This window comes from Nitrospinota bacterium (genome assembly GCA_016235255.1).
Classification (GTDB): domain Bacteria; phylum Nitrospinota_A; class UBA7883; order UBA7883; family JACRLM01; genus JACRLM01.
This window is the reverse complement of the sequence record JACRLM010000069.1, coordinates 16,497-40,284: the sequence shown is the minus strand read 5'-3', so window position 1 is coordinate 40,284 and position 23,788 is coordinate 16,497. Positions and strand designations below refer to the sequence as shown.

The window sequence follows — 23,788 nt, the reverse complement described above, 5'->3', positions numbered from 1 at the left end:
GAAATTCTACAGATTCTGAGCCTCACAATGTTCGAGAAAACCCCGTTGGATCAACTGCTTGCGGAAACTGTCACAAACGGATTTCAGCCGGTTTCAGACAATCAGCTGTTTTTGTTCGACTAACGTTGGGACACTAGTGAAAAGATTCATAAAAAGTAACATAAATCTGAATCTTTAATTTATTTAAATCATCAAAATACCCGAGTGTTTTAGTATGACTTTCGTTATTTGATGGTTTATAGTAGAGTTGAATAATCAATCAACGGTCATTTAACAAGTTTAAAAGGAGACTTGACCTGTATGGTGGACAAGAAAAAGATAGAAGAAGCTTTGGACGAAATCAGGCCCTCCCTTATGGCCGACGGCGGTAACGTGGAATTCATTGACGCCAACGACGATGGCGATGTGCTCGTCCGGCTTCAAGGCTCCTGCTCCGGCTGTCCTTCTGCCTCTATCACCCTGCGCATGGGGATCGAAAGGACCCTCGTCGAAAGGGTGCCGGGGGTTCGCTCCGTTCAGGCGATAATGTAAATGGCGTCGCGCGAACAGGTCTTGGACGCGCTCCGGGGTGTGATGTACCCCGGTTTCTCAAAAGATATCGTATCCCTGGGCGCCGTGGAACGGGTGGAGGCGGACGCGGATTTTATCGCCATATCGCTGAAAAACATTTCGGCGGACGAATCGGTGATGGACAGGCTGAGGGCGGACGTGGAATCGGCCGTCGGCAAAATATCCGGCGGCGCCAAAGTGGTCGTCGGCGGCGCAGGGGCTGGACATGGACACGGCCATTCGCATGACCACGGCCATTCCCACGAGAAAAGTGATTCCCCATTTGTCCGCAAGCGGCTTGACGGGGTGAAACACGTGATACCTGTCGTCTCCGGCAAGGGGGGTGTGGGCAAGTCCACCGTGGCGGTGAACCTGGCATACACCCTCAACAAGCTCGGTCACAGCACAGGCCTTTTGGACCTGGACCTTTTTGGCCCCTCCGTCCATAAAATGCTCGGCGCAACCGGCAGCCTGGCGGTGGCGGGCAACCAGATAATACCGCTGGAAAAAGACGGGCTGAAGGTGATATCGGTGGGCATGGCGATGGCGGAGGAAGACGCCCTTGTGATCCGCGGCCCGATGGTGATGAAGATAGTCAACCAGCTTCTCAACGACGTGAACTGGGGAGAGCTGGACTACCTTATCGTGGACATGCCGCCGGGAACGGGGGACATACCCCTTTCGCTGGTGCAGCAGCTATCCGTGGCAGGCGCCGTGGTGGTGACCACTCCGCAGGACATATCGCTTATCGACGTGCGGCGCGCAGTCTCCATGTTCCGCCAGACCCAGACGCCGATTCTGGGCGTTGTGGAGAACATGAGCTATTACGTGTGCGAAAAATGCGGCGACACGGCGCACATATTCGGCAAGGGGGGCGGCGAGAAGGAAGCCGGCAAGCTTGGCGTGCCGTTGCTGGCGGAAATCCCCCTGGTAAAGTCCATCTGCGAGGAGGCGGACGCAGGGTCGCCCATATTCGACAGGGAGAGGAATCCAGAGCTTTCAAAAGTGTTCCAGCGGCTGGCGGAAAAAGTGCGCTCCGTGGTGGACACCCTTGAAGAGCCGGATCACGACAGTTACGGTTGCGCCCCCGATTCCACCCATTTCGGCGGTGGTTGAGGGTAGTTTATAAACGCGGCGGTCCGCCGTGACGATGATTTCCAGGGCCGGTGGCGGAGAGCCGCCGGTTTTTTTATTGTGCTGTATAATGATTCTCGAAAATGCTGTCGCGCTTTCTAAAAAAGGAATCAACCCGGAATTCACCTGCATGAGAATAAAATACAGGTCCTGCCCGATGTGCTCGTCACCGGCTTTCACCAAGGCGGGGGAATATTCCTGCGTGGACCATCACGTTTATTCACCCGAACTGCCGTCCACCATATCGTGGATGAAGTGTGATGAGTGCGGCCATGTGTTCACCGACGGGTATTTTACAAAGGAAGCGCTGGAGATAATATTCCGCAAAACCCAATCGTTCCAGACCCCCGGCTCGGCCACGGCGGAGGGGCGGAGCGTGTGGGGGCCGGTGGTGTCCATGATATCGGCCATGCGAGGATGGAATTACAGCGGATCATGGCTGGACGTTGGGTTCGGCTCCGGCGCCCTTGTGGCGGCGGCGGTGGAATTCGGATACCAGGCCGCCGGGATAGACCTGCGGGAGCAGAGCGTTTCTGCGATGGCCACCATGGGCTACGAAGTCTATGCCGCCTCTTTGGGCCAGATCGGCCAGGCGGAATCTTTCGACGTGATGTCCATGGCCGACGTGCTCGAACACACCCCCTTCCCCGGCGATGAACTCAAGCATGCGAACAGGCTTTTAAAGCCAGGCGGGCATCTTTTCGTCTCCACCCCGAACATGGAATGCGTGGTGTGGAAGCTTTGGGACATGGCAAATAATAATCCATACTGGCGCGAGATGGAGCATTGCCACAATTTTAGCCGGGAAAGCCTTTACGCCCTGTTGCGCCGGAACGGATTTGAACCTGTGCGATTCGAAATATCGAACCGGTACGCCGCCTGCATGGACGTGGTATCGGTCAAAAAGTGACGTTCAGCGCGGCCCGGCAAGCTTTTTGGCGAGAAATTCGTTGGCCGGATCGCGCCGGAATGCCTCTTCATAAAGCTTGCGCGCCCCTTCAATGTCCCGCCTGTGAAGTTCTTTTATCTGCCCCAGGTTCACCCTGGCGTCGTTGAGGCCTGCGTCCATTTCAAGCGCTTTGGCCAGACTCCGCTCCGCATCGTCCATTTGCCCCGCCGCAAGCTGCGATGCGCCAAGCCCGGCGTAAAGGGCCGCGTCATTCAACGCTTCGGCGATGGGGTCAAAAGCGTTCCTGAACATCTCGAACTTTCCGCCGCCTATAAATCTGCGGGCGGACTGAAGCAGCATCTCCTTTAAACGGCCATCATTATTAGATATGGCAAGCGAGGCGGCCTCCTCAAAATTGCCGCAAAATATTTCCGACTGCCACAGCCCGTACACCGCCGGAAGATATCCGGGCATCAGCCGCAACGCCCCGCGTAAACTCTCCGAGGCCTTTGTGTATTCGCCCAACTTCAGCAGCAGCGCGCCTCTGTTGAACCATGCGTTAAAGCCGCCGGGATTGGCTGCGATGGCCCTGTCATAACATTCCAGCGCGGCTTGGTTTTGCCCGCCGGCGGCCTCAACCGCGGCGAGGGAGGCCAGCCCGTCGGCGTGGGACGGATCCACTTCGGCAAGTTTTTGAAGATATTCACGCGCCTCTGGAAACCTCCCCATTTTGTGATGGGAGTTGCCGATATAATACAGCGCCGCCGGATACACCTTGTCCAGTTCGTACGCCCGTTTGAACGGCGGGATGCAATCGTCCCATCTGCCAAGCTCGTGAAGCTGGACGCCTAATTCGAACTGCGCTTTCGCGTCGTCTGGCCGTTCCTGAGCCTTGATCCTCGACAACTGAAGGTACGCCTGTTTTTTGGCGTCCGCCTTGTCCTGCGAGATGTTCTTGCCGAAATGATGGACCACCACGCCGGCCGGAACCTGGTTGAAACGGGCCTTCGGATCGTTGCAGACCAGGTTTTCGTGCACCCGCCCGTCCCACACGATATCGCCGCGCCGCCTGAAAAGCCGTTGTGCCCGGTTGTCCGCAAAACCGTCGTGCCCTTTCTCCATCTCCGGATAGTCGCCTGTGAGAACCTTCAGGTTGTCATAACCCGGCCCGGCCAGGTAATGCCGCTGGACGAGCAGGTAAACGTCCACACTCTCGTCTTTTACAAGTTCCAGTATCCGCCCGTGATCGCTTGTGGATATTTTCTCGTCCGCGTCCAGCGAAAGCACCCAATCGGCGGTGACGTGCGACAGGGCGAAGTTGCGCGCCGACGCGAAATCGCTTTTCCACTCCGTCTGGAAGACCTTGGCGCCAAGTGAGCGGGCGATGTTCAAGGTGGCGTCGGTGGAGCCTGTGTCCACGATCACGATTTCGTCCACCACCGGCGCGGCGGACTTTACCGTCTCGGCAATAATGTCCGCCTCGTTCCGCACGATCATGCACAGGGCGAGGCCCATATTAAGTTCTCCGGAGGTTTATCCCATATCCGGCGAGTAGCCGTGGCGGACGGTGTTCTCGCTCACCGTCACGCTGACGGTAAGCTCCCGCAAAAGCTCTTCCGATCCGGCCTTCACCGTCCCGTATCCGGACCTTTTGAAACCGCCGAAGGGCTGGCGGCCTACAACGGCGCCGGTGATGGGGCGGTTAACATAAATGTTGCCAGCCTCCACCCTCTCCACAAACCGCGACACGTTGGACGGTGTGCGCGAATATATACCGCCGGTCAGCGCGTAATTGACGCCGTTGGCGATCCTTATGGCTCCGTCAAATCCCTTTGCGCGGATAAGCGTCAACACAGGCCCGAAAATCTCCTCCTGGGCGATGGCCGAATCCGGCGGTACGTCGCCAAACACGGCGGGGCCGCAATAATGCCCCGGAAGGTTCTTTATCTCGCGCATTAAAAGGGGCTTTGCGGCATTCCTGCCAAGCTCGATATATTTTTCCACCTTGGCCCTGGCGGATGCCGAGATCAGCGGCCCGTAATGCGCGTGCGGTTGCGAAGGGAGCCCCACGATCAACCCTTCCGCCGCGTCCAAAAGCCTTTTCGAGAAAGCCGCGTACACGTTGTTCATCACGATCACCCGTGAACATGCGGAGCATTTCTGCCCGCCGTATCCGAATGCGGACGCGATTACGCCGGCCACAGCCTCGTCCAGGTCCGCCGATTCGTCCACGATCACGGCGTTCTTCCCGCCGGTCTCCGCCAGTATTTTCACAAATCCGCTTTCGCTTTGCGCGGCGGCGGCTATGGCGCGCCCCGTCTCCCACGATCCGGTGAAATAGACGAACGACGCGGCGGGGTGCTTTATCAACTCCATCCCCACCGTCTCCCCCGGGCCGAACAGCAGGTTCACCGCGCCGGGTGGTATTCCAGCGTCGCGCAATATGTCCACGAAGAGCGCCGCCGTCACCGGAGATTCGGACGACGGTTTTATAACGACGGTGTTCCCGGCGGCCAGGGAAGCAATCGTCATCCCGGCAAGTATGGCCATGGGGAAGTTCCATGGAGATATGACCACGCCCACCCCTCTCGGACGGCGCTTCATCTGATTGCTCTCGCCAAGAACTTTCTGCGTGATCCTGTCCTCCGGCGAGGTCAAGGCCGCCAGCGCGAAATATTCAAGGTGGTCTATCGCCTCGTCCACATCCGCCAGCGCCTCGGCCCGGGTCTTTCCCACCTCGAATATCTGCCACGCGGCAAGCTCGCTCTTCCTCTCGCGTATCAATGCGGCGGCGGTCTGGAATATCTCTCCCCTCCCCTCCACCGGTGTGCGGCGCCATTCCTTGAAAGCCCTGTGCGCCGTCTCCATCGCGGCGGCGGCGTGGCCGGGCGTGGCCATGGCCGCGTGCCCCACCACCATGGAAGGATCGGAAGGGTTGAGCGACTGCGAAAACTCTCCGTTCGACGCGCTTTGCCCGCCGATGATCATCTGGTAATGCTTGCCCAGCCTGCGCGACACAAGCTCGATGGCGGCGTCCATTTCGTTTCTCGTCTTTTCCAGGTGGAACCGTGGAGCCGGTTCGTTGACGAATACGCGGGGCGCGGAGGCGGTTGATTCGCCCGTTGGCGCAACGGCCTTCATCGGGGCCGGTTTTTCCAGCAGAGCGTCCCCGGTCTCCATCTCCACGAGGAAATGGCGCAGGAAAGATTCGTTGGACGAATTCTCCAGAATCCGCCGCACAAGGTACGCCATCCCGGGCAGAAGCTCGCCGAACGGGGCATACACCCTCACGGGGATTCCCATCTCCGCCAGCGCTTTTTTCACAGGGTCCGCCATGCCGTAGAGCATCTGTATCTCAAAACGCCCGGCCGGCACGTTGAGCTCTTTGGCGGCGGCCACGGCCCTGGCCATGGAGCGGATGTTGTGGGTGGCGATGGCGGCGTTCACAAATTCGGTGTTGGCAAGAAGCTTTACGGTGAGTTTCTCGAAGCACTCGTCCGTCTCCCCCTTGTCCGTGAACACTGGCACAGGCCATCCGTTGGCCCGGGCTGTTATCACCTCGCTGTCCCAATACGCCCCCTTCACCAGCCGGACGCTGATCCGCTTCCCCCGCCCCGTGGCCCAGCCTATCAGCGAGTCTAGCGATTCCTCCGCGTCCATAAGGTACGCCTGGGCCACTATCCCGGCGCCCTCCCATTCCCGGAATTCGTCCTCCTCCATAATCGAGCGGAACACCGCCAGGGTCAGATCCCGCAGCTCATACTTTTCCATGTCTATGTTCACCTGCGCGCCACTCTCCATCGCCGCGCGGAATATGGGGCGCAGCCTGCGGGCCACTTGCGCGGAGGCGAATTCCGGGCATATGGGGCCAAACCGGGGCGACAGGGACGAAAGTTTCAACGAAACGTTCACCGCCGGGTCGCCATGCGCCCTTCCGGCGGCCATGAACCTGATGAGGTTCACATATTTTTCCGCGTAGGCGTCCGCCTCTTTTTCCGACAAGGTGGCCTCGCCCAGAAGGTCGAGGGTGTATGTCATGCCGTCTTTGATTATTCTGTCCAGCGCGCGGGCGGCCTGCTCCATGGTGGCCCCGGCGATGAACCATCCGGCCATGCGGGCCACGGCGGCGCGGACAGGGATGGCCAGCGGCGCGCCCAAAACCCCTTCCACGGCGTCCTCCACGGCGTGGATATGGGGCAGATGGAGGTTTAACACCTCCCTTGGCAGGTATTCGAGCATGTGGCGGACGATGGACTTGGACGACGCAAGCGACGGGAACACGTCCACGAACCGCAACGCTCCGTTTTTGACGGCCGGGTCGGACGACACCCACTCTATGGCCTGCCGTTCCCAGAAGAACGGTTCCCAGAAATGCGGGGATTTCACGGATGTGTGTTCGATGATCAGGCTGCCGGCCCGCTTGGTCTCGGATTCGAGTTTTTCTTCGTTGATCATGCGGGAGATTCTATCATCAAAGGGGCGGAAACAGCGTCTCGTTTCCAAGGGTATATGTGATTGCCTCCATGTTGATCAAGGCGCGGTCTTCTGTCAGCGTGCTTTGTCATCCCGGAGCAGGCAGCTTATTCAATAATGGTATAGTAAAGGTTGTCTATTTATCCTGTTTATGGCATATTTTAGTGATGGAGTTTGAATTCGACAGGGAGAAAAGCGAGGCGAACAAAGCCAAACATGGAATTGATTTTGACGAGGCCCGGGCTTTATGGAACGATCCTGACTTTGTGGAAATCCCCGCAAGGCTGATGGACGAGCCGAGGTTTGTGATTATCGGAAAAATCGAAGGGAAGCTTTGGTCGGCTGTCATAACGTACAGAAGCGGAAACATCCGCCTGATATCCGCGAGGCGGGCGCGAAAGGAAGAGATGGAAATTTATGAAAGCCTCTGACTTTGACAAGAAATTCGACGAGGGGAAGGACGTTACCACTTACCTTGACCTGCGCAAGGCCAAACGCGCCGGGCGCGCGCTAAAACGCGTGAACGTGGACTTCCCCATATGGATGGTGCGCCAGATGGACAAGGAAGCCCACCGCCTGGGAGTCACACGCCAGTCCTTGATCAAGCTTTGGCTGGCGGACAAACTGCAGCATACCCATACTTAATTGAGCCGCCACTTTTTCCGGCTATTTCCTTGCGCTGTAAACGCATCCGCAATAATTCTGGCGGTAGAAGTTTTCCGCCTTGCCGAGGGCCACGGTCTTCTTGAATCCATCCTTCTTCTTCCAGTCGGCCGTAAAATAGTTCACGCCGGCCGCCGCGCCCATCTGTTCACCTATCCGGTTTATCACCACTGCGTCCTTGTGGGGGGAGACTGTCAACACCGCGCCGAATGTCTCAAAACCCATCTTTTTCGCCATCCGCGCAGCTTCCGAAAGCCGCATCGTAAAGCATACCTCGCAGCGCGCCCCGCGTTCCGGCTCGTTTTCCAGCCCTTTCACCGCGTCAAACCACTCCGCCGCCTTATATTCCCCCTCGATGAGAGGGACGCCGATTTTACCGGCCCACGCGCGCAGTTCGTCCAGCCGCTTGCGATATTCTTCCTCCGGGTGGATGTTCGGATTATAGAAATAGAGCGTCACGTCATAGTCCGTGCGCAGCGTCTCCACCACATACGGGGAGCAGGGGGCGCAGCAGACGTGGAGAAGGAAACGGGATTTCACCCGTTCAATATCTTCGCCGCGTCCTTGGCGAAGTACGTGAGGATCATGTCCGCCCCGGCACGGTGGATGGACAAAAGCGACTCCATCATCACCCGGTCCCGGTCCAGCCAGCCCATCCGCGCCGCCGCTTCGATCATGGAGTATTCGCCGGAGACGTTGTACGCCGCCAGCGGCAGGTTGAACTGCGATTTGACCCGCCGGATGATGTCCAGGTACGGCAGCGCCGGCTTGACCATAAGTATGTCCGCGTTCTCCACAATGTCCAGCGCCACCTCGCGGATCGCTTCCATGGAATTCGCCGGGTCCATCTGATAGCTTGAGCGGTCGCCAAATTGCGGCGAGCTGTCGCACGCCTCGCGGAAGGGGCCGTAGAAACCACTGGCGTATTTTGCGGCGTAGGACATTATCGCCACGTCCTTGAATCCATTGTCGTCCAGCGCGCGGCGTATGGCGCCCACGCGCCCGTCCATCATGTCCGACGGGGCCACCATGTCCGCCCCGGCCTGGGCGTGGGTGATGGCCATAAGCCCCAGAAGCTCCAGCGTGGGGTCGTTTAGCACCTTCGTGCCGCTCACCACGCCGCAATGGCCGTGGGTGGTGTATTCGTCTATGCACACATCGGTTATCACCACCATGTCCGGGCAGGCGTTTTTGATTTCGCGGACGGCAAGCTGCACAACGCCGTTGGGATTATACGCCTCCGATCCGGCTTCGTCCTTTTTCTCCGGTATGCCGAACAGTATCACCGCCGGGATGCCGAGCGCCTCCACCACCTTCACCTCCTCGGCGATTTTGTCCACCGAAAGCCGGAAGTTGCCGGGCATGGACTTTATCTCGTCCTTCACGCCGGAACCGAAAGTGACGAACATGGGGTATATGAGCATGTCCGTGGAAAGGCGGTTTTCCCGCACCATTCTTCTGATATTGCTGGAGGCGCGCATCCGGCGGGCGCGGTATTCCGGGAATTTCATGCCGTAAAGGTCTCCGAAATGTATGTTATCTGAGGATTTTAACATGGAGGGGCGGGAGCGGGGCCATTTAAAATGCAGGGCATGTTCCACTCCCCGGCAAACCCCGGAGCCGGAATTATTATTTCGTAAACCCGATCTTCCGTTTCGGCTTTTCGGGTGGTTCAATCATCCCGCGCACAATGCCGGACAGCACGGTTATCCGTTCCCCGTGCAGCGTCGTGGTCTTCTCCACCATTTCCATGCGCCGGGCCAGTTCCCTGTCCGCAATCAAGGCCCGCTTCATCCTCACAAAGGCGCGCATGATTTCGATGTTCACCCGGACGGCTTTCCCACTTCGCAGAACGCCGGAGAGCATGGCCACCCCCTGCTCCGTGAAAACATGGGGAAGGTAACGGCGGCCGCCACGTCCTTCCGCTTTTGAGATTCCAAATTGGAATCTCAAAGATTCCGCTTCCTCCTTGGTCAACTGGAACATGAAGTCCTCCGGGAAGCGCTCTTTATTGCGCCGGACGGCTTTATTAAGGTTGAAAGTCTCCACTCCATACAACTCCGCCAAATGGGAGTCGAGCATGACGGCCTGTTCACGGACAAGGAATATCCTCCTTTCGGCAAGAGCCGCCGCCGGAGCATTCGCTTTTTTCACGGCTTTGCTTTTCATGTGGCTTTCGCATGGTCAAAATCATCATGACTATCCCAAACTCCCCGGAGTCCCCGGAGCGAATAATACCACATCATGGTAATTAGTTATACCCTATTTCCAGCAACCGTCAATCAATGGTTTGACACTTGTCCCCATGTTTATTTAAACTGGAAAGATGGACTTTAAACGCAAGAAACTTTCCATCGTCACCCTCGGGTGCCAGATGAACAGGCACGATTCGGAGTGGATCGCCGGGCTTCTGGCCGACGAGTACGATGTCACCGGCGACGAGGCCGAGGCGGATCTTCTGGTGGTGAACACCTGCGCCGTGCGGGACAAGGCGGAGCAGAAGTTTTTCTCGCTGATGGGACGTCTGCGCCCGCTCAAGGCGGGAAAGCGGGACATGGTGATCGGCGTGGCCGGTTGCGTGGCCCAGGAACAGGGGGAGCAGATCATAAAAAGGCAGCCGCTGGTGGACATCGTTTTCGGAACCAAGGCGGTCGAAAAGCTCCCATCTCTTCTAAAAAAGTTCGAGGAGACCGGCCGGCCCCAGGTGGACGTTTCGGCTGAATCCGACTACGACGAATACCCGATGAAGCGCGAATCGGCTGTCTCCGCCTGGGTCTCTATCATGCGCGGGTGCGGCAACCATTGCTCCTATTGCATCGTGCCGAGCACCCGGGGGGCGGAGCAGAGCCGCCCCATGGAAAGCATACTGGCTGAAATACGTGATCTGGCCGAAAAAGGGTACAAGGAGATAACCCTGCTGGGGCAGAACGTTAACAGTTACGGGGCTGGCCTTTCGCAAAAGGCAACGTTCCCGGAGCTATTGAGAAAAGCGGACGCCATAATGGCCGGACATGGCGGCGGATGGCTGCGGTTTGTCACCTCGCACCCCAAGGACCTTTCCGATGACCTCATCGCCGCCATGGCGGAGCTTGAAAGCGTCTGCCCGGCGCTGCATCTTCCAATTCAATCAGGCTCGGACAGGATACTGGCGGCCATGCGGCGGGGCTATACCGCCGAGCGTTATTTCGAAAGGGTGGAAAACTTGCGTCGCAAAATCCCGGACCTGGCGCTCACTTCGGACGTGATAGTCGGATTTCCCGGCGAGACGCAGGAGGATTTTGAGGCCACGCTAAAGGCCGTTGAGCAAGCGGAATACGACAACATATTCCTGTTCAAATATTCACCCAGGGAGGGGACGGACGCCACAAAACTCCCCGGCCGCGTGGACGCAAATACAGCCCGCGAGCGGTTCGACGCGGTGATGGACATACAGCGCGACATCACGCGGCGGCGCTACGAATCGTGGACGGGAAAGGAAATCACGGCGCTTACGGACGGGCCCAGCAAGCGGGACCCGCTAAGGTATTCGGCCCGGACGCCGCAGAACATAACGGTGAACTTTGGCGCCGATATGGATTTCACCGGTTCATTCATCCGTGCTAGGATTATAAAGGCAAAACGGTACAGTCTTGACGGCTCCATCAACGGACAATTGTCACAGAGGCAGGCCCGATGATCCCCAGGGAAGACATGGTGGAAATGAAGGTGGAAGGGCTGGTGTTCGACCCGGTCACCAACACGCCGATCATCATATTAAAGGACACTGTGGGGGAAAAGTCGCTCCCCATATGGGTGGGCTACCCGGAGGCGACGGCCATCGCGCTGGAAATGGAGTCCGTGGCCACCCCCAGGCCCATGACCCACGACCTTATAAAAAACCTGCTCGCCGCATTGCGCGCAAAGGTCAACCATATCGTTGTCAACGACCTTAAGAGCAACACCTTCTTCGCCGTGATATCGCTAACCTTCAACGGCGGGGCGATGGAGGTGGACTCACGCCCGTCGGACGCCATTGCCGTTGCGTTGCGGGTGAAGGCGCCCATCTACGTCACCCAGAGCGTCCTGGACAACGCCAAAACTTTCGACGGGGCCGCCGCGGCGGGCGCCCCGGAGGACGACGAGCAGTTCAAAAAATGGCTGGACAACATCCGCCCCAGCGATTTCGGCAAGCTGGACCAGTAGGTATCAGCGGTTGATTATGGCGCACACCTTTGCGTAAAGGCCGCTGGTGGTCACCGGCTTGGAGGTAAGATCGTCCGCCCCCATTGCTTTGACTTCCGCCAATAATTCATCATAGGCCGGCGTCCCGTCCACGACGGCGCTTGTGGCCACAATCACCGGGATACCCGCCCAGTTTTCGTTCTTCCTGATCGTCTGCAGCAGGCTGAATCCGTTCATCACCGGCATCTCAATATCGGTGATTATCAGATCGGGGACTGCCTCCGTAAGCCTGTTGACCGCCTCGTCCCCGTTCCCGGCGTCGATGAAAGCGGCCCCGGAAATATTCGACAGGCTGGCCTTTATCATTTCCCGCTGCGCCTCCTGGTCGTCGGCGATCATTATCACGTGGGTGACCTGCGGCAAGGTGATGCGGAACACGCTCCCCTCCCCTTCCCTGGAGTCCACGGTGATGGTCCCGTTGTGGGCCAGCATGATGTCGTGGCAATACGGCAGGCCCAGCCCGGTTCCTTTTTCGCCGTTGACGCCGGTGAGCGATGTCTTTATTTCGTGCTTGAAAAGGTCCCCTATGATTTTCGCCGGTATGCCAGAGCCGGTGTCCCGCACGGCTATCGTCCCGGGCCTTTCCTCCGGGGCGTACACCGTCACCGTATCGCCCTGGCGGGTGAACTTGAGCGCGTTGGAAAGCAGGTTTGTGACGACCTCTCCATAAAGCGCCGGATCAGCGAACAGGCGCATGCCGCCGGGGATTTCGTTCACAAGCCGGATCCCCTTGCCTTCCGCCACGGCGGCCAGATTGGAAATGTACATTTCGACAAGGCCCCTGGCGGCGAAATAGGACTTGGACGGGGTCAGTTTGCCGGTCTTTATCCTGCTTATGTTCAAAAGCTGGTCTATGAGCGCAACAAGCCCTTTGGCAGTGCCGTGGATGCGCTTTACGATGTCCGATTTCTTCACCTCGTCCAGGGAGTATTCTTTTGAGAGGCCCAGGATGTCCGCCATCCCGATGATGCCCCCAAGCGGTGAACGCAGGTCGTGGGAGACCAGGCCGACGAACTTGTCCTTGAGCATGGTGGCGTTCTCCGCCGCTTCCTTGGCTGTCATAAGCTCCGCGTTGGTGTCGGACAGTTCGCGGGTGCGCTCCTCCACTTTTTTCTCAAGCTCGTTCTTAGAGCTTTCCAGGGTGCGCTGTATCTCAAGCTGGGCCAGTTCCTTCTCCTCCCGTATCACCTTGATCCTGTAGGCAAGCGCAAGCGACAGCAGGGTGTTCTCGGCCACGATCCCAAAGCCCGTAAGGTGGAAGATCGCATAGTTCATCGGAAAACCGAGCAAAGCCGAGACCCCCTTGCCCACAAACGTGACGCTTAGCACGGCCCATGCGGCCACAAAATAGCTGGCGCCCTCGGCTCCGCGCCGCCATTGAATCAAGCCGATCGCAAGAACAAAGGCCGACGTGAAAAGGAGGCTGAGGGTAAAGGCGCTTGTTATCCTGGCAAAGTCGGGATTGACGACTCCGTCCATAAGAGCCATGAAGCAGGCCGCAATGACGGCCAGGGTCAAGGCATTGATCACCGGGGTCTTTTCACGGCTGATCCCCAGGAAGCTTCGCATGAAAAGATAGATGAATATCTGCGTGGTCCAGCCCCAGAACGCAAGCCACACCGGGTATTCCCATATGGTCAGCAGCCCGTACTTTATCACCGTGGCCTTTACCAGGAACACCACGATGGAAACGGACATGGCGTAAGCGGAATAATAAAGATAGCTTGCGTCCCTTAGCACAAGGTACAGAAAGAAATTGTAGAAGGCCATTATCGCCATGGAGCCGACGATAAGGCCCGAAATTATGAACTGCGCCGAGAGAGTGTTGTCCAGAAATGGCTTGGCCCACAGCGTGGCCTGATAGCGCTTTGCGAAATACGAATCGGTCCTGAAATAGATTGTCTTTTTTTCGCCGGGCCCAAAATCCAACGGAGCGTAATAATACGGCGGGGTGCGGTTCTCCCCCCCCAAGTCGTCGAGCATCCCCGCGCGATACAGCTTGAATCCTCCCGCGCCGGTTGAAACGAAAAAGTCGGCGTGGATCTCATAATCGGTCATCACCGCGAATAGAAGAACCTGTTGGCGGCCGGACTTGTTCTCCATCTGGGCCCTCAGCCACCTTGTCTTGTACTTGCCGGGCGGGGCTGCCTGATTTTCCGCGTCCGCAACTTCTTCAGTGAAAATTGCGCCATGGCCGCTTTTCCGGATTTCAACTTCATCAACGGTGACAAAGTAGTCCGTAAGGTCCATTTTTTCCGGAACGGCGTAAACCGGAACGAAATTGACGGAACCGGAAGCCGGTGAGCCGGTAAGCAACAGCGCGATCCCGAACCCGGTCAGATAGCGGCGGACAGTTTCAGGCCACATCAGGCTCCGCGGAGGAAAATATTAATCGTTTATTATAGCCCCATCACCATTGAAAGCCAAAAAGAGCCGCCCTCGTATTTGTTGACTGCTCCGAACTCCCGGTAATATTTCCCGGCCAGATGGAAGTTTTTTTCATTTATCTTCCCCGTGAACGTCACCATCGGCCCCAATGCGAACACCTGGCCTTTGTTGCCGCCGTATTTGGCGCCCGCCCCGGAGTCGCCCGTCACCTGCTCAAGGGCGTAGCCGACGGCTCCCACACCAATGCCCGAATTGAACCTCTGGACCATCGCCAGGTCCATATGTATCTCGTCGCCGTTGCGGTAATCGGTGTCCGTGTTGGCCGAACTTATGGTGTACCCGATGGCTGTGGACAATTCGCGCATCGTCTCCGTGTCCAGGTATGTCATGGCAAAGGCCGGATCGAACGCGTACCTGTTTTTGCCGATTTTGACGGCGCTTTTCGACGAGTAATCGCCCGTGGGGACATAAGCGGACGCGGTGAACATATAGTGCAGCTTGTCGAAATGCCATCCAAGGGCAAGCGGAGTGACGAGCATGTCGCCTTTGCCCCCGGTGGAATAATGCGTTGTTCCCAACGGCGCGCCCTTTACGCCGCGGACTGCGGCGGAGGCCTCCATATCCGCGTACGGCGCCAGGATGGACCATGCATGCTGCCCGCCGAGAATTTCAAGGCCGGTGACATGGTACAGCCTCAACATGCTGATCCGGGTGATCAGATCGATGTCTGTCCGGGTGGCGGCGCTTGTGACAATGTTGTCCAGCGAGCCCTGGTAATAATCAAAATCATAACGTATGTAAAACCCGGGCGCGGGCAGCTTTCCTGCAAGTACGTCCCTGATCCCAAGATTGAAAGAGCCGCTCCCTTCCGACGCGTCTGCGCTCCCGGCCAATGCGCAAAGCGGCATCGTAAAAAGCATGAGCAGGAGCGCCGCCTGTTTGGTCATATTTCCTCAATAATGATTATTTGCCGGAAATCCGGCGGATCGCGCCATCGTTCACGAAGGTTTTACGCCCGACGCAAACAGCACATTGACGTTCAGCTTGGTCGCGGCCCCGTCTGGAAGGGCGGCGATCTCCGACAGAAACTCTTCCCTGAACCGCCCAGTCTCCTCTGGCGCGAACGAGCTCACATACCTTCGCAGGCCGGCGTTCCAGATAAAGCTCCACCATTGTCCGGGGCCGTCCATGTGATAGCCCAGGTCTTTGACTTCCACCCTGGGATTTATAACCCCGGCTGACCGCAATAAAGACTCGCACGACTCCTTTGAGGCGAGCTTGCGCCATCCCAATGGGACCTCAACGCCGTATTTTTTCACTTTTTCCATGAACATATCGATCTGGGGTGAAAATGTTCCCTCCATGAAACTTGTGAACGCGATCCGGCCGCCGGGGCGCACTTTTTTCACCACATTGCAAAGCAGCCCCTCCATGTCCTCCACGAAGAACAGGCAAAAGGCCATGCTCGCCGCGTCAAACGAGCCGTCCGGGAAATCGAGCGCCTGCATGTCCATCCGCGCAAACCGGACGTTGCCGATTCCGCCGGCCTTCATTTTTCCGGCGGCGCGGGCGAGCATTTTTTCCGAGAAATCAACCCCCGTCACGCGCCCTTCCGGAAGCGCGCGGGCAAGCTCCATGGCCACGTGCCCCGTCCCTGTGGCCACGTCAAGCACATGCTCGCCCCCAACAAGCCCAAGACAGGCGGGCATCAGTTTGGCGCTGGCCGGGAAAAACCGCAGAGATGGATCGTCATATCCCTCCGCCACCGCGTCGAAGGACTCCCGGATTTTTCTTTTTATTTCGTTGTCTTCCATGACAAAGGATTATACACGCGGTTCGCCATTCCTGCGGATCAATGTTCCGCCCGAAAACGCGCGGTTCACTTCCCGTGTATGACCGCCAGAAGTTCCCCGATGATTTCGTGCAGTGAGCCGGCCTGTTCTGAAAGGGTATGGGCGGCGGAGGCGGTCTCCTCCGATCCGGCGGCGGTGGACTGGGTGGCCTTGTCCATCTGGCCCACGGCGTTCTTTATCTGGCCTATGCCAGTGGCCTGGCTCCGGCTTTTCTCCGCGATGCGCCGCACGGCGCCTTCCACGTTTGACGCGGCGGAGGCTATCTTGTCCAGCGACACCGCCACCCGGTTGACTATCTCCACACCCTCTTTCGTACTGGCGGTGGAGGTGTCTATCAGCTTTACGGTGTCCCGCGATGCGGAGGCCGCCCTGGAGGCGAGGTTTCGCACCTCTTCGGCCACGACGGCGAATCCTTTGCCATGTTCACCCGCGCGCGCCGCCTCCACAGCGGCGTTGAGCGCCAGCAGGTTTGTCTGGAAGGCGATCTCCTCGATGACCTTTATGATCTTGGTTATCTCCGTGGAGTTCTGGGCGATGTTGCGCATGGCGCCCACCGCCTTGCTCATCCCCTCCTTGCCGTCACCCACAAGCTGGTTGACCGATCCCATGAGCGCCTCTGTCTGCCGCGCCTCCTCGGCGTTGCCGCTGGCCGCCTCGGAAAGTTCGTTTAGCGTGGCGGATGTCTGCTGGAGCGAGGCGGCCTGTTCCGTGGAGGCGTGGGCCATGGTGCCGCTCGCCTCCGCCACGGTGGACGAAGCCGCGTCCACCGCATGTGAGTTTTCCGCAAGATGCGCCATCACCTCGCCTAACGGCCTGGTGACGTTGCGCCGGGTGAGAAACACCACAAGCGCCAGTATCAGCCCGAGTTCCAACGCAAGCGACCCGGCCAGCATGGCGGCGTCACGCCTGCTCTGCGCGTCAACCTCCTCCATGGAGATGAGCATGTCCACCGCGCCGTTGACCGTGCCCGCCTTCCCCTCGTGGCATTGGAGGCAGTTGATCACCCCTCCCCTGTTTTCCGACATTATGAACGGCACGATGGCCCGGAACACCCGGTGACCGCCCTTGGATTCGACGCGATATTCCTCCTGGCCGGTCTCCAGCACGCGCCTTTCAGCTTCGTCCCCAGGCTGTTCCCCAGCCAATCCCTCGCCAAATTGCGCGGTCACGGATTTGCTGCGCACAATCCTTATGTCCTCCAGCCCGGTCATGGTCCCTTTCATCAGCTTGAGGAAGAATTCGCGCTCCCCGATGGTCCCCTGGGTCATCATGGTGTTAAGGGAACTTAAAACAGTCTCCGCTATCCCTTTGGCGTAGGTCCTGGTCTCCTGGAACGCCAGTTCGTTCTGCCTGTTGATTGAAAAGACGATGTTGAAAGTGAAAAGCGCCGTGATAATGGCCGCCAGTGAAACCACAAGTTTTGCCCCAACTCCCAAACGGGTGAACCAACCTGTCATCAGGCTTTACCTTTTTTTTGAAAGAATAAATGCGTCGCGCAACTGCGCCCGGTTGACTTCGAACGGCTTGCCGCCGGGAATTGAATGAGACGAACAGATGTGTAAATCTAATTCAGATCGCCCCCCTTGTCAAAGATTTTCCTGGGATGCGCGGCCTGACACCGCATTTTCCGCCCGCCACATCTCCCTTGGCCAAACGCGCCAGCGGCTTTTTGTATTTATTGTTTTCTGCTATCCTGAATTCTCATTAATGGATATTCGGAATAATTGAAAATGCATGATTTGGATGATATCCAGGCCATTTTGCGGCAGCGGCGTGATGAACTGGCGCAAAACTACGGCGTTTCGCAAATCGGTGTCTTTGGGTCCTGCGTCAGGAATGAAGCTACGGTGAACAGTGATATCGACATACTTGTCGAATTCAACCGCCCGATTGGTTTTTTCAAGTTTCTTGAACTAGAAGAGCGGCTCGGAGAGTGGATGGGCGCGCGGGTGGACCTGGTGACGAAGGCCGCCCTCAAGCCACGCATTGGAAACTGTATCTTGCGCGAAGTGGTGATGCTATGACACGCGACTACCGCGACTATCTTGAGGACATATTGACATCCATCGCGGAGACCGATGAATTCACAAATGAAATGGGCTTTGAGATATTCGAGAAAGACCGCAAGACTGTGAACGCCGTGCTGCGCAGCCTGGAAGTGCTTGGAGAGGCCGCAAAGCGCATCCCGGAGGAAATACGGGCAAAGGCGCCGGACGTGCCATGGAAATACATGGCGGGAATGCGGGACAAACTCATTCATGAATATTTTGGCGTGGATCTGAGTGTTGTATGGGCGGTAATTAAAAATGAATTGCCGCCGCTCCGCCCTCAAATCGAACTATTACTTGCGAAACTCTAAAGCAGCAATTAGCGCCGTTGCGCCGCGCCAATTCCTGGAGCGGCGATAATTTCAAAATTCATTTCTTTTTCAAAAATTTGCTAATCCGCGCCAAAAGGTTAAAATCAACTTTCACAAAAAACGTATCAAGGAGTTGTTGTGGGTTTCAATTGCGGCATCGTGGGGCTTCCCAATGTGGGCAAGTCCACCATTTTCAACGCGCTGACAGCCGCCGGGGCGGCGGCGGAGAATTTTCCGTTTTGCACCATCGAGCCGAACGTGGGCATAGTCCCAGTGCCGGATCCCCGGATGGAAAGGCTGGCGCAGATTTCCGGATCGGAAAAAATACTCCCAACAAGCCTGGAGGTGGTGGACATCGCAGGGCTAGTGGCCGGGGCCAGCAAAGGCGAGGGGCTGGGAAACAAGTTCCTGGGGCATATCCGGCAGGTGGACGCTGTGGCGCATGTCGTCCGCTGTTTTGAGGACGAGAACATCGCCCACGTGTCTGGGGGCGCCGATCCTGTGTCCGATATCGAGGTGATCCGCACGGAACTTCTGCTTTGCGACATGGAGGCGGTGGACAAGCGCATCGCCGCCGTTGAGAAGGGGAAGAAAAGCGGGGACAAGAAGCTTATTGAATCGCTCCCCAAATACCAGGCGCTGCGGGACAGGATGGCCTCCGGCGTCACCGCTCGGCAGGCCATGGACAAAGCGGACGAGGAGCTGTTCCGCGACCTTTTCCTCATCACCGCCAAACCGCTGATATACGTGTGCAACATGGCGGAGAGCGAACTTGGAAAAGAGACGCCGCAGCTTGCCTCCGTGCGCAAGATCGCCGAAGGGGACGGGGCCAAGGTGGTAGAAATTTGCGGCAAGATAGAAGCCGAGCTTTCGGAACTTTCAAAAGAAGACCGCAAGGCGTTTTTGGCCGACCTGGGGCTTGTGGAGTCTGGCCTGGAGCATTTTATCCGCGAAGGGTACGCGCTTTTGAACCTGATAACATACTTCACCACCGGGCCGAAGGAGACACGGGCCTGGACTGTGACCAAAGGGACGAAAGCCCCACAGGCCGCCGGGGTGATCCATACAGATTTTGAGCGGGGATTCATACGGGCGGAGGTGATGTCCTACAACGATCTAGACCGGCTAGGTTCCGAACAGGCGGTGAAGGAAAAGGGGCTTTTGCGGATCGAAGGGAAGGACTACGTTTTCAAGGATGGCGACGTGGCCCATTTCCGTTTTAACGTGTGAACGATGCGGAGCCAGCCGGAGCCATGATAACCATCCGGCCCGGCGATATCGAAGACCTGCCGGAAATACATTTTCTGGACCAGCGTTGCTTCCCCCCCGGCGTCGCCTTCACGCCAGACGCCTTTATGATGTTGCTTATGGACAAATCCGCCGTCACCCTCATCGCCGAGGCGGAGGGGACGATGGCCGGATTCGCCATCATGGAAAGCAAATCCAAGACCGCCGGAAATATCATCACCATAGACATGGAGGAGGCGTGGCGCAGACGCGGCGCCGGACGGCGGCTGATGGAGGAGTTGGAAACGGAAGCGCGCAAACGAGGTTATCGAGAGATGTTTTTGCAGGTGTCTGTGGACAACGCTGCGGCCACAGCGTTTTACGAAAAGCTCGGATACTCCCGGACGAAGCCGTTGAAAGGATATTACGGGCGCGGGAAAGACGCGTGGGAGATGGTAAAGACGTTATAACGCCGATTTCAGGCAAACATCAGCCGTCCACGCGGTTTGGGTATTGGCCTTCCTTCCTCGCGGGCGGTCTGAATCCAAAGGGCGATCACTTTTTCAGCCTCGGCCACGGCCTGGGCATAGGTGGCGCCGTCCGCCATGCAACCGGGAAGCTCAGGGACCTCGGCGATGAACGCGCCGTCTTCCTCGCTCCAATAGATGACCATTTCGTATTTGCTATTCATCCTCTGGCTCCACCTTGTATTTGAACAGTATATGCCGGATTTGCTTCACTTGATAGGGTTTTGCCTTTCCGCTTTTTTCCTGAATGTTTATTATTTCCTCAATGGCTGTTTTTGTATAGATATGATGTCCGCCTTTCACCCTCTCCGCAAATCCAAGATGAGACAGAAGAAGCCGTAAATCCTGGAATGAAATATTCTGGTCAGAACGTCCAGTGAGTATTTGACGGTAAACCTTTTTAGCTTTCCCCATTTTAATACCAAATCGGGTGGTACGCTGATGACAATTGTAACATCAGACAATATGGCTGAGAATGTGCACAAACAATACTTTGCCGATACAATGCCGGATTACCGCCCCCCCTTCCTCAACTCCTCCTCGTCGTTTATATTTATAAACGACCGCAGATCGCCCTCCACGGCCTTTAACTCCGTCTCGCTGATATTCACCTTCTCGATATTCATCCGGAATTCGTTGAACTGGATGTCCCCCCTCCCTATCCGCTCCGTGAATTTCTCCAAAAGCCGCCTTTCATAAATCGCGCACAATCCCTGCTCCCGGCCGAACGCATATGGAATCACCGCGCCGCACCCTTTCAAATATCGCGAAAGTATGTGGCGTATCATCGCCGGTGAAATGTATGGCATGTCGCAGGCGATCATCATCACGGCGCCGGCTCCGGTGGCCTCAAACGCCGTCACAAGCCCGGACAGCGGCCCCATCCCTTTGACCTTGTCCGTGTGAACCGGCAGGCCGGACTTTTGATATTTTTCCGGCTCGTTGGCGATGATTATCACGTTTGCGGAACATTGACGCGCCGCCGCGATCACCCGTTCGATCATCGGGACGCCCTCCACTTCCACGAAAGCCTTGTCCCGCCCCATCCGCACGCTCTTGCCGCCTGCCAGGATGGCGATGGGGATTTGCGGCGAAACGGTCACGGATGGTCTTCCACCCAGTGGCTTCCCGATGTGGTGAATTCCTTTTTCCATATGGGGACGCGCTTTTTGAGTTCGTCTATCATCCATTCGCACGCGTCAAACGCCGCCCCCCGGCTCACCGCCGCCGCGATCACCAGCACGATGTTCCCGTTTAGCGGTATTTCGCCGAGCCTGTGGATGATGAAAGCTTCCAGAACATTGAACCGCTCCTTCGCCTCCCCCTCCAGCTTTTCAAGCTCGGCCTCCGCCATGCCTGGATAGCTATCGAATTCCAGCTTTGCGATCCGTTCCCCTTTCGAAAACTCCTTCACCGTTCCCAGAAACGCCACCGTGCCGCCTGCCGCCGGGTTGCGCCGGACAACGGCGTCCACTTCGGCGCCAAGGTCAAAATCTTCCTGTTGAATCCTCGCCATGGTCAGCCTCCCGATAGGGGCGGCAATACAGCCACCTCGTCGTTGTTGTTGACGATAAAGTCCAGCCCTTCCATATTCTTGTTCACGGCGTACAGCAACGATGGATTTATAAGCGCAACTTCGTCCACTTTCAGCGCCGCCGCCGTTTTAGCAAGTACGTCACGCAACGGCAAAGGCTTTGCGAGGGGTATTTCCACACTTTCATTCTTGACCCTGTCGCGGACGGAGGCGAAAAATCTTACCGTGGCCAATTTATTAATAGCTCCTCAACCAAAATACAATTATATAGCGATGCCGGGGGTCTATAATAGCCTTACATCCGTATTTTAAGGTGACACTATTATGGTCGAGATTCTTTCCGGCAATCCGCTGCTATATCTTTTCATCGTGGCGGCGTTGGGATACCCGCTCGGGAAAATAAAGGTCATGGGGTGCGGGCTGGGGGTGGCGGCGGTGCTGTTCGTCGGCCTTGCGTTCGGCTCGATAGACCCGGCGCTAAAGCTGCCGGAGATAATATACGTGCTGGGGCTTGTGCTGTTCGTGTACACGGTGGGGCTGTCCAGCGGGCCGGAGTTCACCGCGTCGCTTAAGCGCGAAGGAATCCGGAACAACTTTTTCGCCGCGGGGATACTGGCGTTCGCCTGCCTGCTGATCTTCGTCCTTTCCCGGCTTATCGGGGTGGACAGCGCCATGGCCGCCGGGATGTTCGCCGGAAGCCTGACAAATACCCCCGCCCTCGCCGGGGCGCTGGAGACACTGAAAGGCTACGCCACCGGGCCGGAGGCCGGAAAGCTGCTTTCCGAACCTGTGGTGGCGTATTCCATCACATACCCCATGGGGGTGATCGGGGTGCTTATGGCGATGACTTTCGCCCGGCGTCTGTGGAAAGTGGACTTCGCAAAAGAAGCCAGGGGGATGAGGGCTTTCGGCGCGCTCAACGAGCCTTTGTTCACAAGGGACATCCGCGTGACCAATCCGGAGGTGGAAAACGTGATGATCCGGGAGCTTTTCCGCCGGTTCAAGTGGAACGCGGTGTTCGGCAGGATCAAACGGGAGGAGCATTTCCTGGTGGCGGTGGGTGGTTTGACGCTTAAGACCGGGGACCTTGTGGTGGTGGTCGGCCCGGAGGACGAGATAAGGCGGATTATGGAGTATCTGGGCGAGCCGACGGGAAACCATATCGAACTGGACCGCAGCGAAGTGGAGGTGCGCCGGATTTTCGTATCCAACCCGGATGTTGCCGGCAGGAGCCTTGCCGAGCTTTCGGTGGACGTGAACCTTGGCGCGGTGGTGAGCCGTGTGCGCAGGGGGGACGTGGACGTGCTGGTGCATGGCGAGACCGCGCTGGAGATGGGGGACAGGGTGCGCGTGGTGGCCCGGCGGGAGGACATGAAAAAGATAAGCGGGTTTTTCGGCGACTCGTACAAAGGGGTGAGCGAAGTGGACGTGCTCACCTTTTCCCTGGGGCTTGCCATGGGGCTTGTGCTGGGAATCATACCGATCCCGCTGCCGGGAGGAACAGAGGTCAAGCTCGGTTTCGCCGGGGGGCCGCTGATCGCCGGACTTGTGCTTGGGACCATCAGGCATTCCGGTTCGCTTGTGTGGGCGGTGCCATACAGCGCCAACATGACGTTGCGCCAGATCGGGATAGTGATGTTCCTTGCGGGGGTGGGGACCCGTGCGGGATACGGCTTTGCCTCCACCCTTTTTTCGGCGGGGGGATTGGCGGTGTTTTTCGCGGGGGCGGCGGTGACCTTTGCGGCGGCTTTCGCGGCGCTTGCGGTGGGCTATAAACTGCTGGGAATACCGATGAACCTGCTTTTCGGCATGGTGGCGGGGATGCACACCCAGCCGGCGGTGCTCGGATTCGCCCTGGAGCAGACGAAAAACGAGATACCCAACGCAGGCTATTCCGCCGTTTACCCCGCCGCCACGCTTATCAAGATCGCGCTGGCCCAGATGATCCTTTCGATCCATCTGGCGATTTAG

26 protein-coding genes are annotated in these 23,788 nt (G+C 57.6%); 12 read left to right on the top strand and 14 right to left on the bottom strand.

Features of this window, described 5'->3' with window-relative positions:
• Positions 1 to 300: 300 nt before the first annotated feature.
• The 3 genes from HZB29_09240 (at position 301) to HZB29_09230 (ending at position 2,593) form a co-directional block, all read left to right on the top strand.
• A complete protein-coding gene (locus tag HZB29_09240; GenBank protein MBI5815779.1) occupies positions 301 to 531 on the top strand; it encodes a NifU family protein in 231 nt (76 codons plus the stop codon).
• Complete coding sequence (locus HZB29_09235; protein MBI5815778.1) at positions 532 to 1,665, top strand: Mrp/NBP35 family ATP-binding protein; 1,134 nt, start codon at positions 532 to 534, stop codon at positions 1,663 to 1,665.
• 148 nt (positions 1,666 to 1,813) lie between these two features.
• The gene (locus HZB29_09230) at positions 1,814 to 2,593 is read left to right on the top strand and encodes a class I SAM-dependent methyltransferase (protein MBI5815777.1); all 780 of its coding nucleotides are present in this window, start codon (positions 1,814 to 1,816) and stop codon (positions 2,591 to 2,593) included.
• Between the two features lie 3 nt (positions 2,594 to 2,596).
• On the opposite strand, the gene HZB29_09225 is transcribed toward HZB29_09230, so the two are convergent.
• Both HZB29_09225 and HZB29_09220 read right to left on the bottom strand, forming a co-directional pair.
• On the bottom strand, positions 2,597 to 4,087 hold the full coding sequence (locus tag HZB29_09225) for a tetratricopeptide repeat protein (protein ID MBI5815776.1): 1,491 nt from the start codon (positions 4,085 to 4,087) through the stop codon (positions 2,597 to 2,599).
• Between the two features lie 18 nt (positions 4,088 to 4,105).
• Positions 4,106 to 7,027, bottom strand: coding sequence for a bifunctional proline dehydrogenase/L-glutamate gamma-semialdehyde dehydrogenase (locus HZB29_09220; protein MBI5815775.1), 2,922 nt, complete (start codon positions 7,025 to 7,027; stop codon positions 4,106 to 4,108).
• A gap of 182 nt (positions 7,028 to 7,209) precedes the next feature.
• On the opposite strand from HZB29_09220, the gene HZB29_09215 reads away from it, so the two are divergent.
• Together HZB29_09215 and HZB29_09210 are read left to right on the top strand one after the other, a co-directional pair.
• A complete protein-coding gene (locus HZB29_09215) occupies positions 7,210 to 7,476 on the top strand; it encodes a BrnT family toxin (GenBank protein ID MBI5815774.1) in 267 nt (88 codons plus the stop codon).
• On the top strand, positions 7,463 to 7,690 hold the full coding sequence (locus tag HZB29_09210; protein ID MBI5815773.1) for a CopG family transcriptional regulator: 228 nt from the start codon (positions 7,463 to 7,465) through the stop codon (positions 7,688 to 7,690). Before HZB29_09215 ends, HZB29_09210 begins: the two co-directional genes overlap by 14 nt.
• A gap of 21 nt (positions 7,691 to 7,711) precedes the next feature.
• Here the strand turns inward: HZB29_09210 and HZB29_09205 are convergent, their stop codons facing one another.
• The 3 genes from HZB29_09205 to HZB29_09195 form a co-directional block, all read right to left on the bottom strand.
• Positions 7,712 to 8,257, bottom strand: coding sequence for an epoxyqueuosine reductase QueH (locus HZB29_09205; protein MBI5815772.1), 546 nt, complete (start codon positions 8,255 to 8,257; stop codon positions 7,712 to 7,714).
• Positions 8,245 to 9,219, bottom strand: coding sequence for a porphobilinogen synthase (hemB, locus tag HZB29_09200; protein MBI5815771.1), 975 nt, complete (start codon positions 9,217 to 9,219; stop codon positions 8,245 to 8,247). Before hemB ends, HZB29_09205 begins: the two co-directional genes overlap by 13 nt.
• A gap of 118 nt (positions 9,220 to 9,337) precedes the next feature.
• Positions 9,338 to 9,877: an ORF6N domain-containing protein gene (locus tag HZB29_09195; protein ID MBI5815770.1), complete on the bottom strand. Its 540-nt coding sequence runs from the start codon at positions 9,875 to 9,877 to the stop codon at positions 9,338 to 9,340.
• Positions 9,878 to 10,034: 157 nt separating this feature from the next.
• Here HZB29_09195 and miaB point away from each other — a divergent pair, with 157 nt between their 5' ends.
• Both miaB and HZB29_09185 read left to right on the top strand, forming a co-directional pair.
• On the top strand, positions 10,035 to 11,384 hold the full coding sequence (gene miaB, locus HZB29_09190; GenBank protein ID MBI5815769.1) for a tRNA (N6-isopentenyl adenosine(37)-C2)-methylthiotransferase MiaB: 1,350 nt from the start codon (positions 10,035 to 10,037) through the stop codon (positions 11,382 to 11,384).
• A gap of 14 nt (positions 11,385 to 11,398) precedes the next feature.
• Positions 11,399 to 11,890, top strand: a complete 492-nt coding sequence (locus HZB29_09185) for a bifunctional nuclease family protein (GenBank protein ID MBI5815768.1) — start codon at positions 11,399 to 11,401, stop codon at positions 11,888 to 11,890.
• 3 nt (positions 11,891 to 11,893) lie between these two features.
• Here HZB29_09185 and HZB29_09180 read toward each other — a convergent pair whose 3' ends face one another.
• The 4 genes from HZB29_09180 to HZB29_09165 form a co-directional block, all read right to left on the bottom strand.
• Complete coding sequence (locus tag HZB29_09180) at positions 11,894 to 14,296, bottom strand: hybrid sensor histidine kinase/response regulator (protein MBI5815767.1); 2,403 nt, start codon at positions 14,294 to 14,296, stop codon at positions 11,894 to 11,896.
• Between the two features lie 32 nt (positions 14,297 to 14,328).
• On the bottom strand, positions 14,329 to 15,264 hold the full coding sequence (locus HZB29_09175) for a transporter (protein ID MBI5815766.1): 936 nt from the start codon (positions 15,262 to 15,264) through the stop codon (positions 14,329 to 14,331).
• 51 nt (positions 15,265 to 15,315) lie between these two features.
• A complete protein-coding gene (locus HZB29_09170) occupies positions 15,316 to 16,131 on the bottom strand; it encodes a methyltransferase domain-containing protein (protein ID MBI5815765.1) in 816 nt (271 codons plus the stop codon).
• Between the two features lie 65 nt (positions 16,132 to 16,196).
• Positions 16,197 to 17,627: a hypothetical protein gene (locus HZB29_09165; protein MBI5815764.1), complete on the bottom strand. Its 1,431-nt coding sequence runs from the start codon at positions 17,625 to 17,627 to the stop codon at positions 16,197 to 16,199.
• Between the two features lie 273 nt (positions 17,628 to 17,900).
• Here HZB29_09165 and HZB29_09160 point away from each other — a divergent pair, with 273 nt between their 5' ends.
• From HZB29_09160 to HZB29_09145, 4 genes are all read left to right on the top strand, one after another.
• Positions 17,901 to 18,194 carry a nucleotidyltransferase family protein gene (locus HZB29_09160; protein ID MBI5815763.1) on the top strand — a complete coding sequence of 98 codons (294 nt, stop codon included), beginning with the start codon at positions 17,901 to 17,903 and terminating at the stop codon, positions 18,192 to 18,194.
• Positions 18,191 to 18,529 (top strand): DUF86 domain-containing protein, encoded by a 339-nt coding sequence (locus HZB29_09155; protein ID MBI5815762.1) that lies wholly within the window; start codon positions 18,191 to 18,193, stop codon positions 18,527 to 18,529. The genes HZB29_09160 and HZB29_09155 overlap by 4 nt, the downstream gene beginning before the upstream one ends.
• A 138-nt stretch (positions 18,530 to 18,667) precedes the next feature.
• Positions 18,668 to 19,759 carry a redox-regulated ATPase YchF gene (gene ychF / locus HZB29_09150; protein ID MBI5815761.1) on the top strand — a complete coding sequence of 364 codons (1,092 nt, stop codon included), beginning with the start codon at positions 18,668 to 18,670 and terminating at the stop codon, positions 19,757 to 19,759.
• Between the two features lie 23 nt (positions 19,760 to 19,782).
• Positions 19,783 to 20,226 (top strand): GNAT family N-acetyltransferase, encoded by a 444-nt coding sequence (locus HZB29_09145; GenBank protein MBI5815760.1) that lies wholly within the window; start codon positions 19,783 to 19,785, stop codon positions 20,224 to 20,226.
• Positions 20,227 to 20,234: 8 nt separating this feature from the next.
• Here HZB29_09145 and HZB29_09140 read toward each other — a convergent pair whose 3' ends face one another.
• The 5 genes from HZB29_09140 to HZB29_09120 all read right to left on the bottom strand — a co-directional run bounded on the left by HZB29_09140 (position 20,235) and on the right by HZB29_09120 (position 22,050).
• Complete coding sequence (locus HZB29_09140; GenBank protein ID MBI5815759.1) at positions 20,235 to 20,447, bottom strand: type II toxin-antitoxin system HicB family antitoxin; 213 nt, start codon at positions 20,445 to 20,447, stop codon at positions 20,235 to 20,237.
• On the bottom strand, positions 20,440 to 20,697 hold the full coding sequence (locus tag HZB29_09135) for a type II toxin-antitoxin system HicA family toxin (protein MBI5815758.1): 258 nt from the start codon (positions 20,695 to 20,697) through the stop codon (positions 20,440 to 20,442). The genes HZB29_09140 and HZB29_09135 overlap by 8 nt, the downstream gene beginning before the upstream one ends.
• Before the next feature lie 98 nt (positions 20,698 to 20,795).
• A complete protein-coding gene (locus HZB29_09130; GenBank protein MBI5815757.1) occupies positions 20,796 to 21,386 on the bottom strand; it encodes a molybdenum cofactor guanylyltransferase in 591 nt (196 codons plus the stop codon).
• Positions 21,383 to 21,799 (bottom strand): molybdenum cofactor biosynthesis protein MoaE, encoded by a 417-nt coding sequence (locus HZB29_09125; GenBank protein ID MBI5815756.1) that lies wholly within the window; start codon positions 21,797 to 21,799, stop codon positions 21,383 to 21,385. Before HZB29_09125 ends, HZB29_09130 begins: the two co-directional genes overlap by 4 nt.
• 2 nt (positions 21,800 to 21,801) lie before the next feature.
• The gene (locus tag HZB29_09120; GenBank protein ID MBI5815755.1) at positions 21,802 to 22,050 is read right to left on the bottom strand and encodes a MoaD/ThiS family protein; all 249 of its coding nucleotides are present in this window, start codon (positions 22,048 to 22,050) and stop codon (positions 21,802 to 21,804) included.
• Between the two features lie 91 nt (positions 22,051 to 22,141).
• Between HZB29_09120 and HZB29_09115 the strand changes: the two genes are divergently transcribed.
• The gene (locus HZB29_09115; GenBank protein MBI5815754.1) at positions 22,142 to 23,788 is read left to right on the top strand and encodes a transporter; all 1,647 of its coding nucleotides are present in this window, start codon (positions 22,142 to 22,144) and stop codon (positions 23,786 to 23,788) included.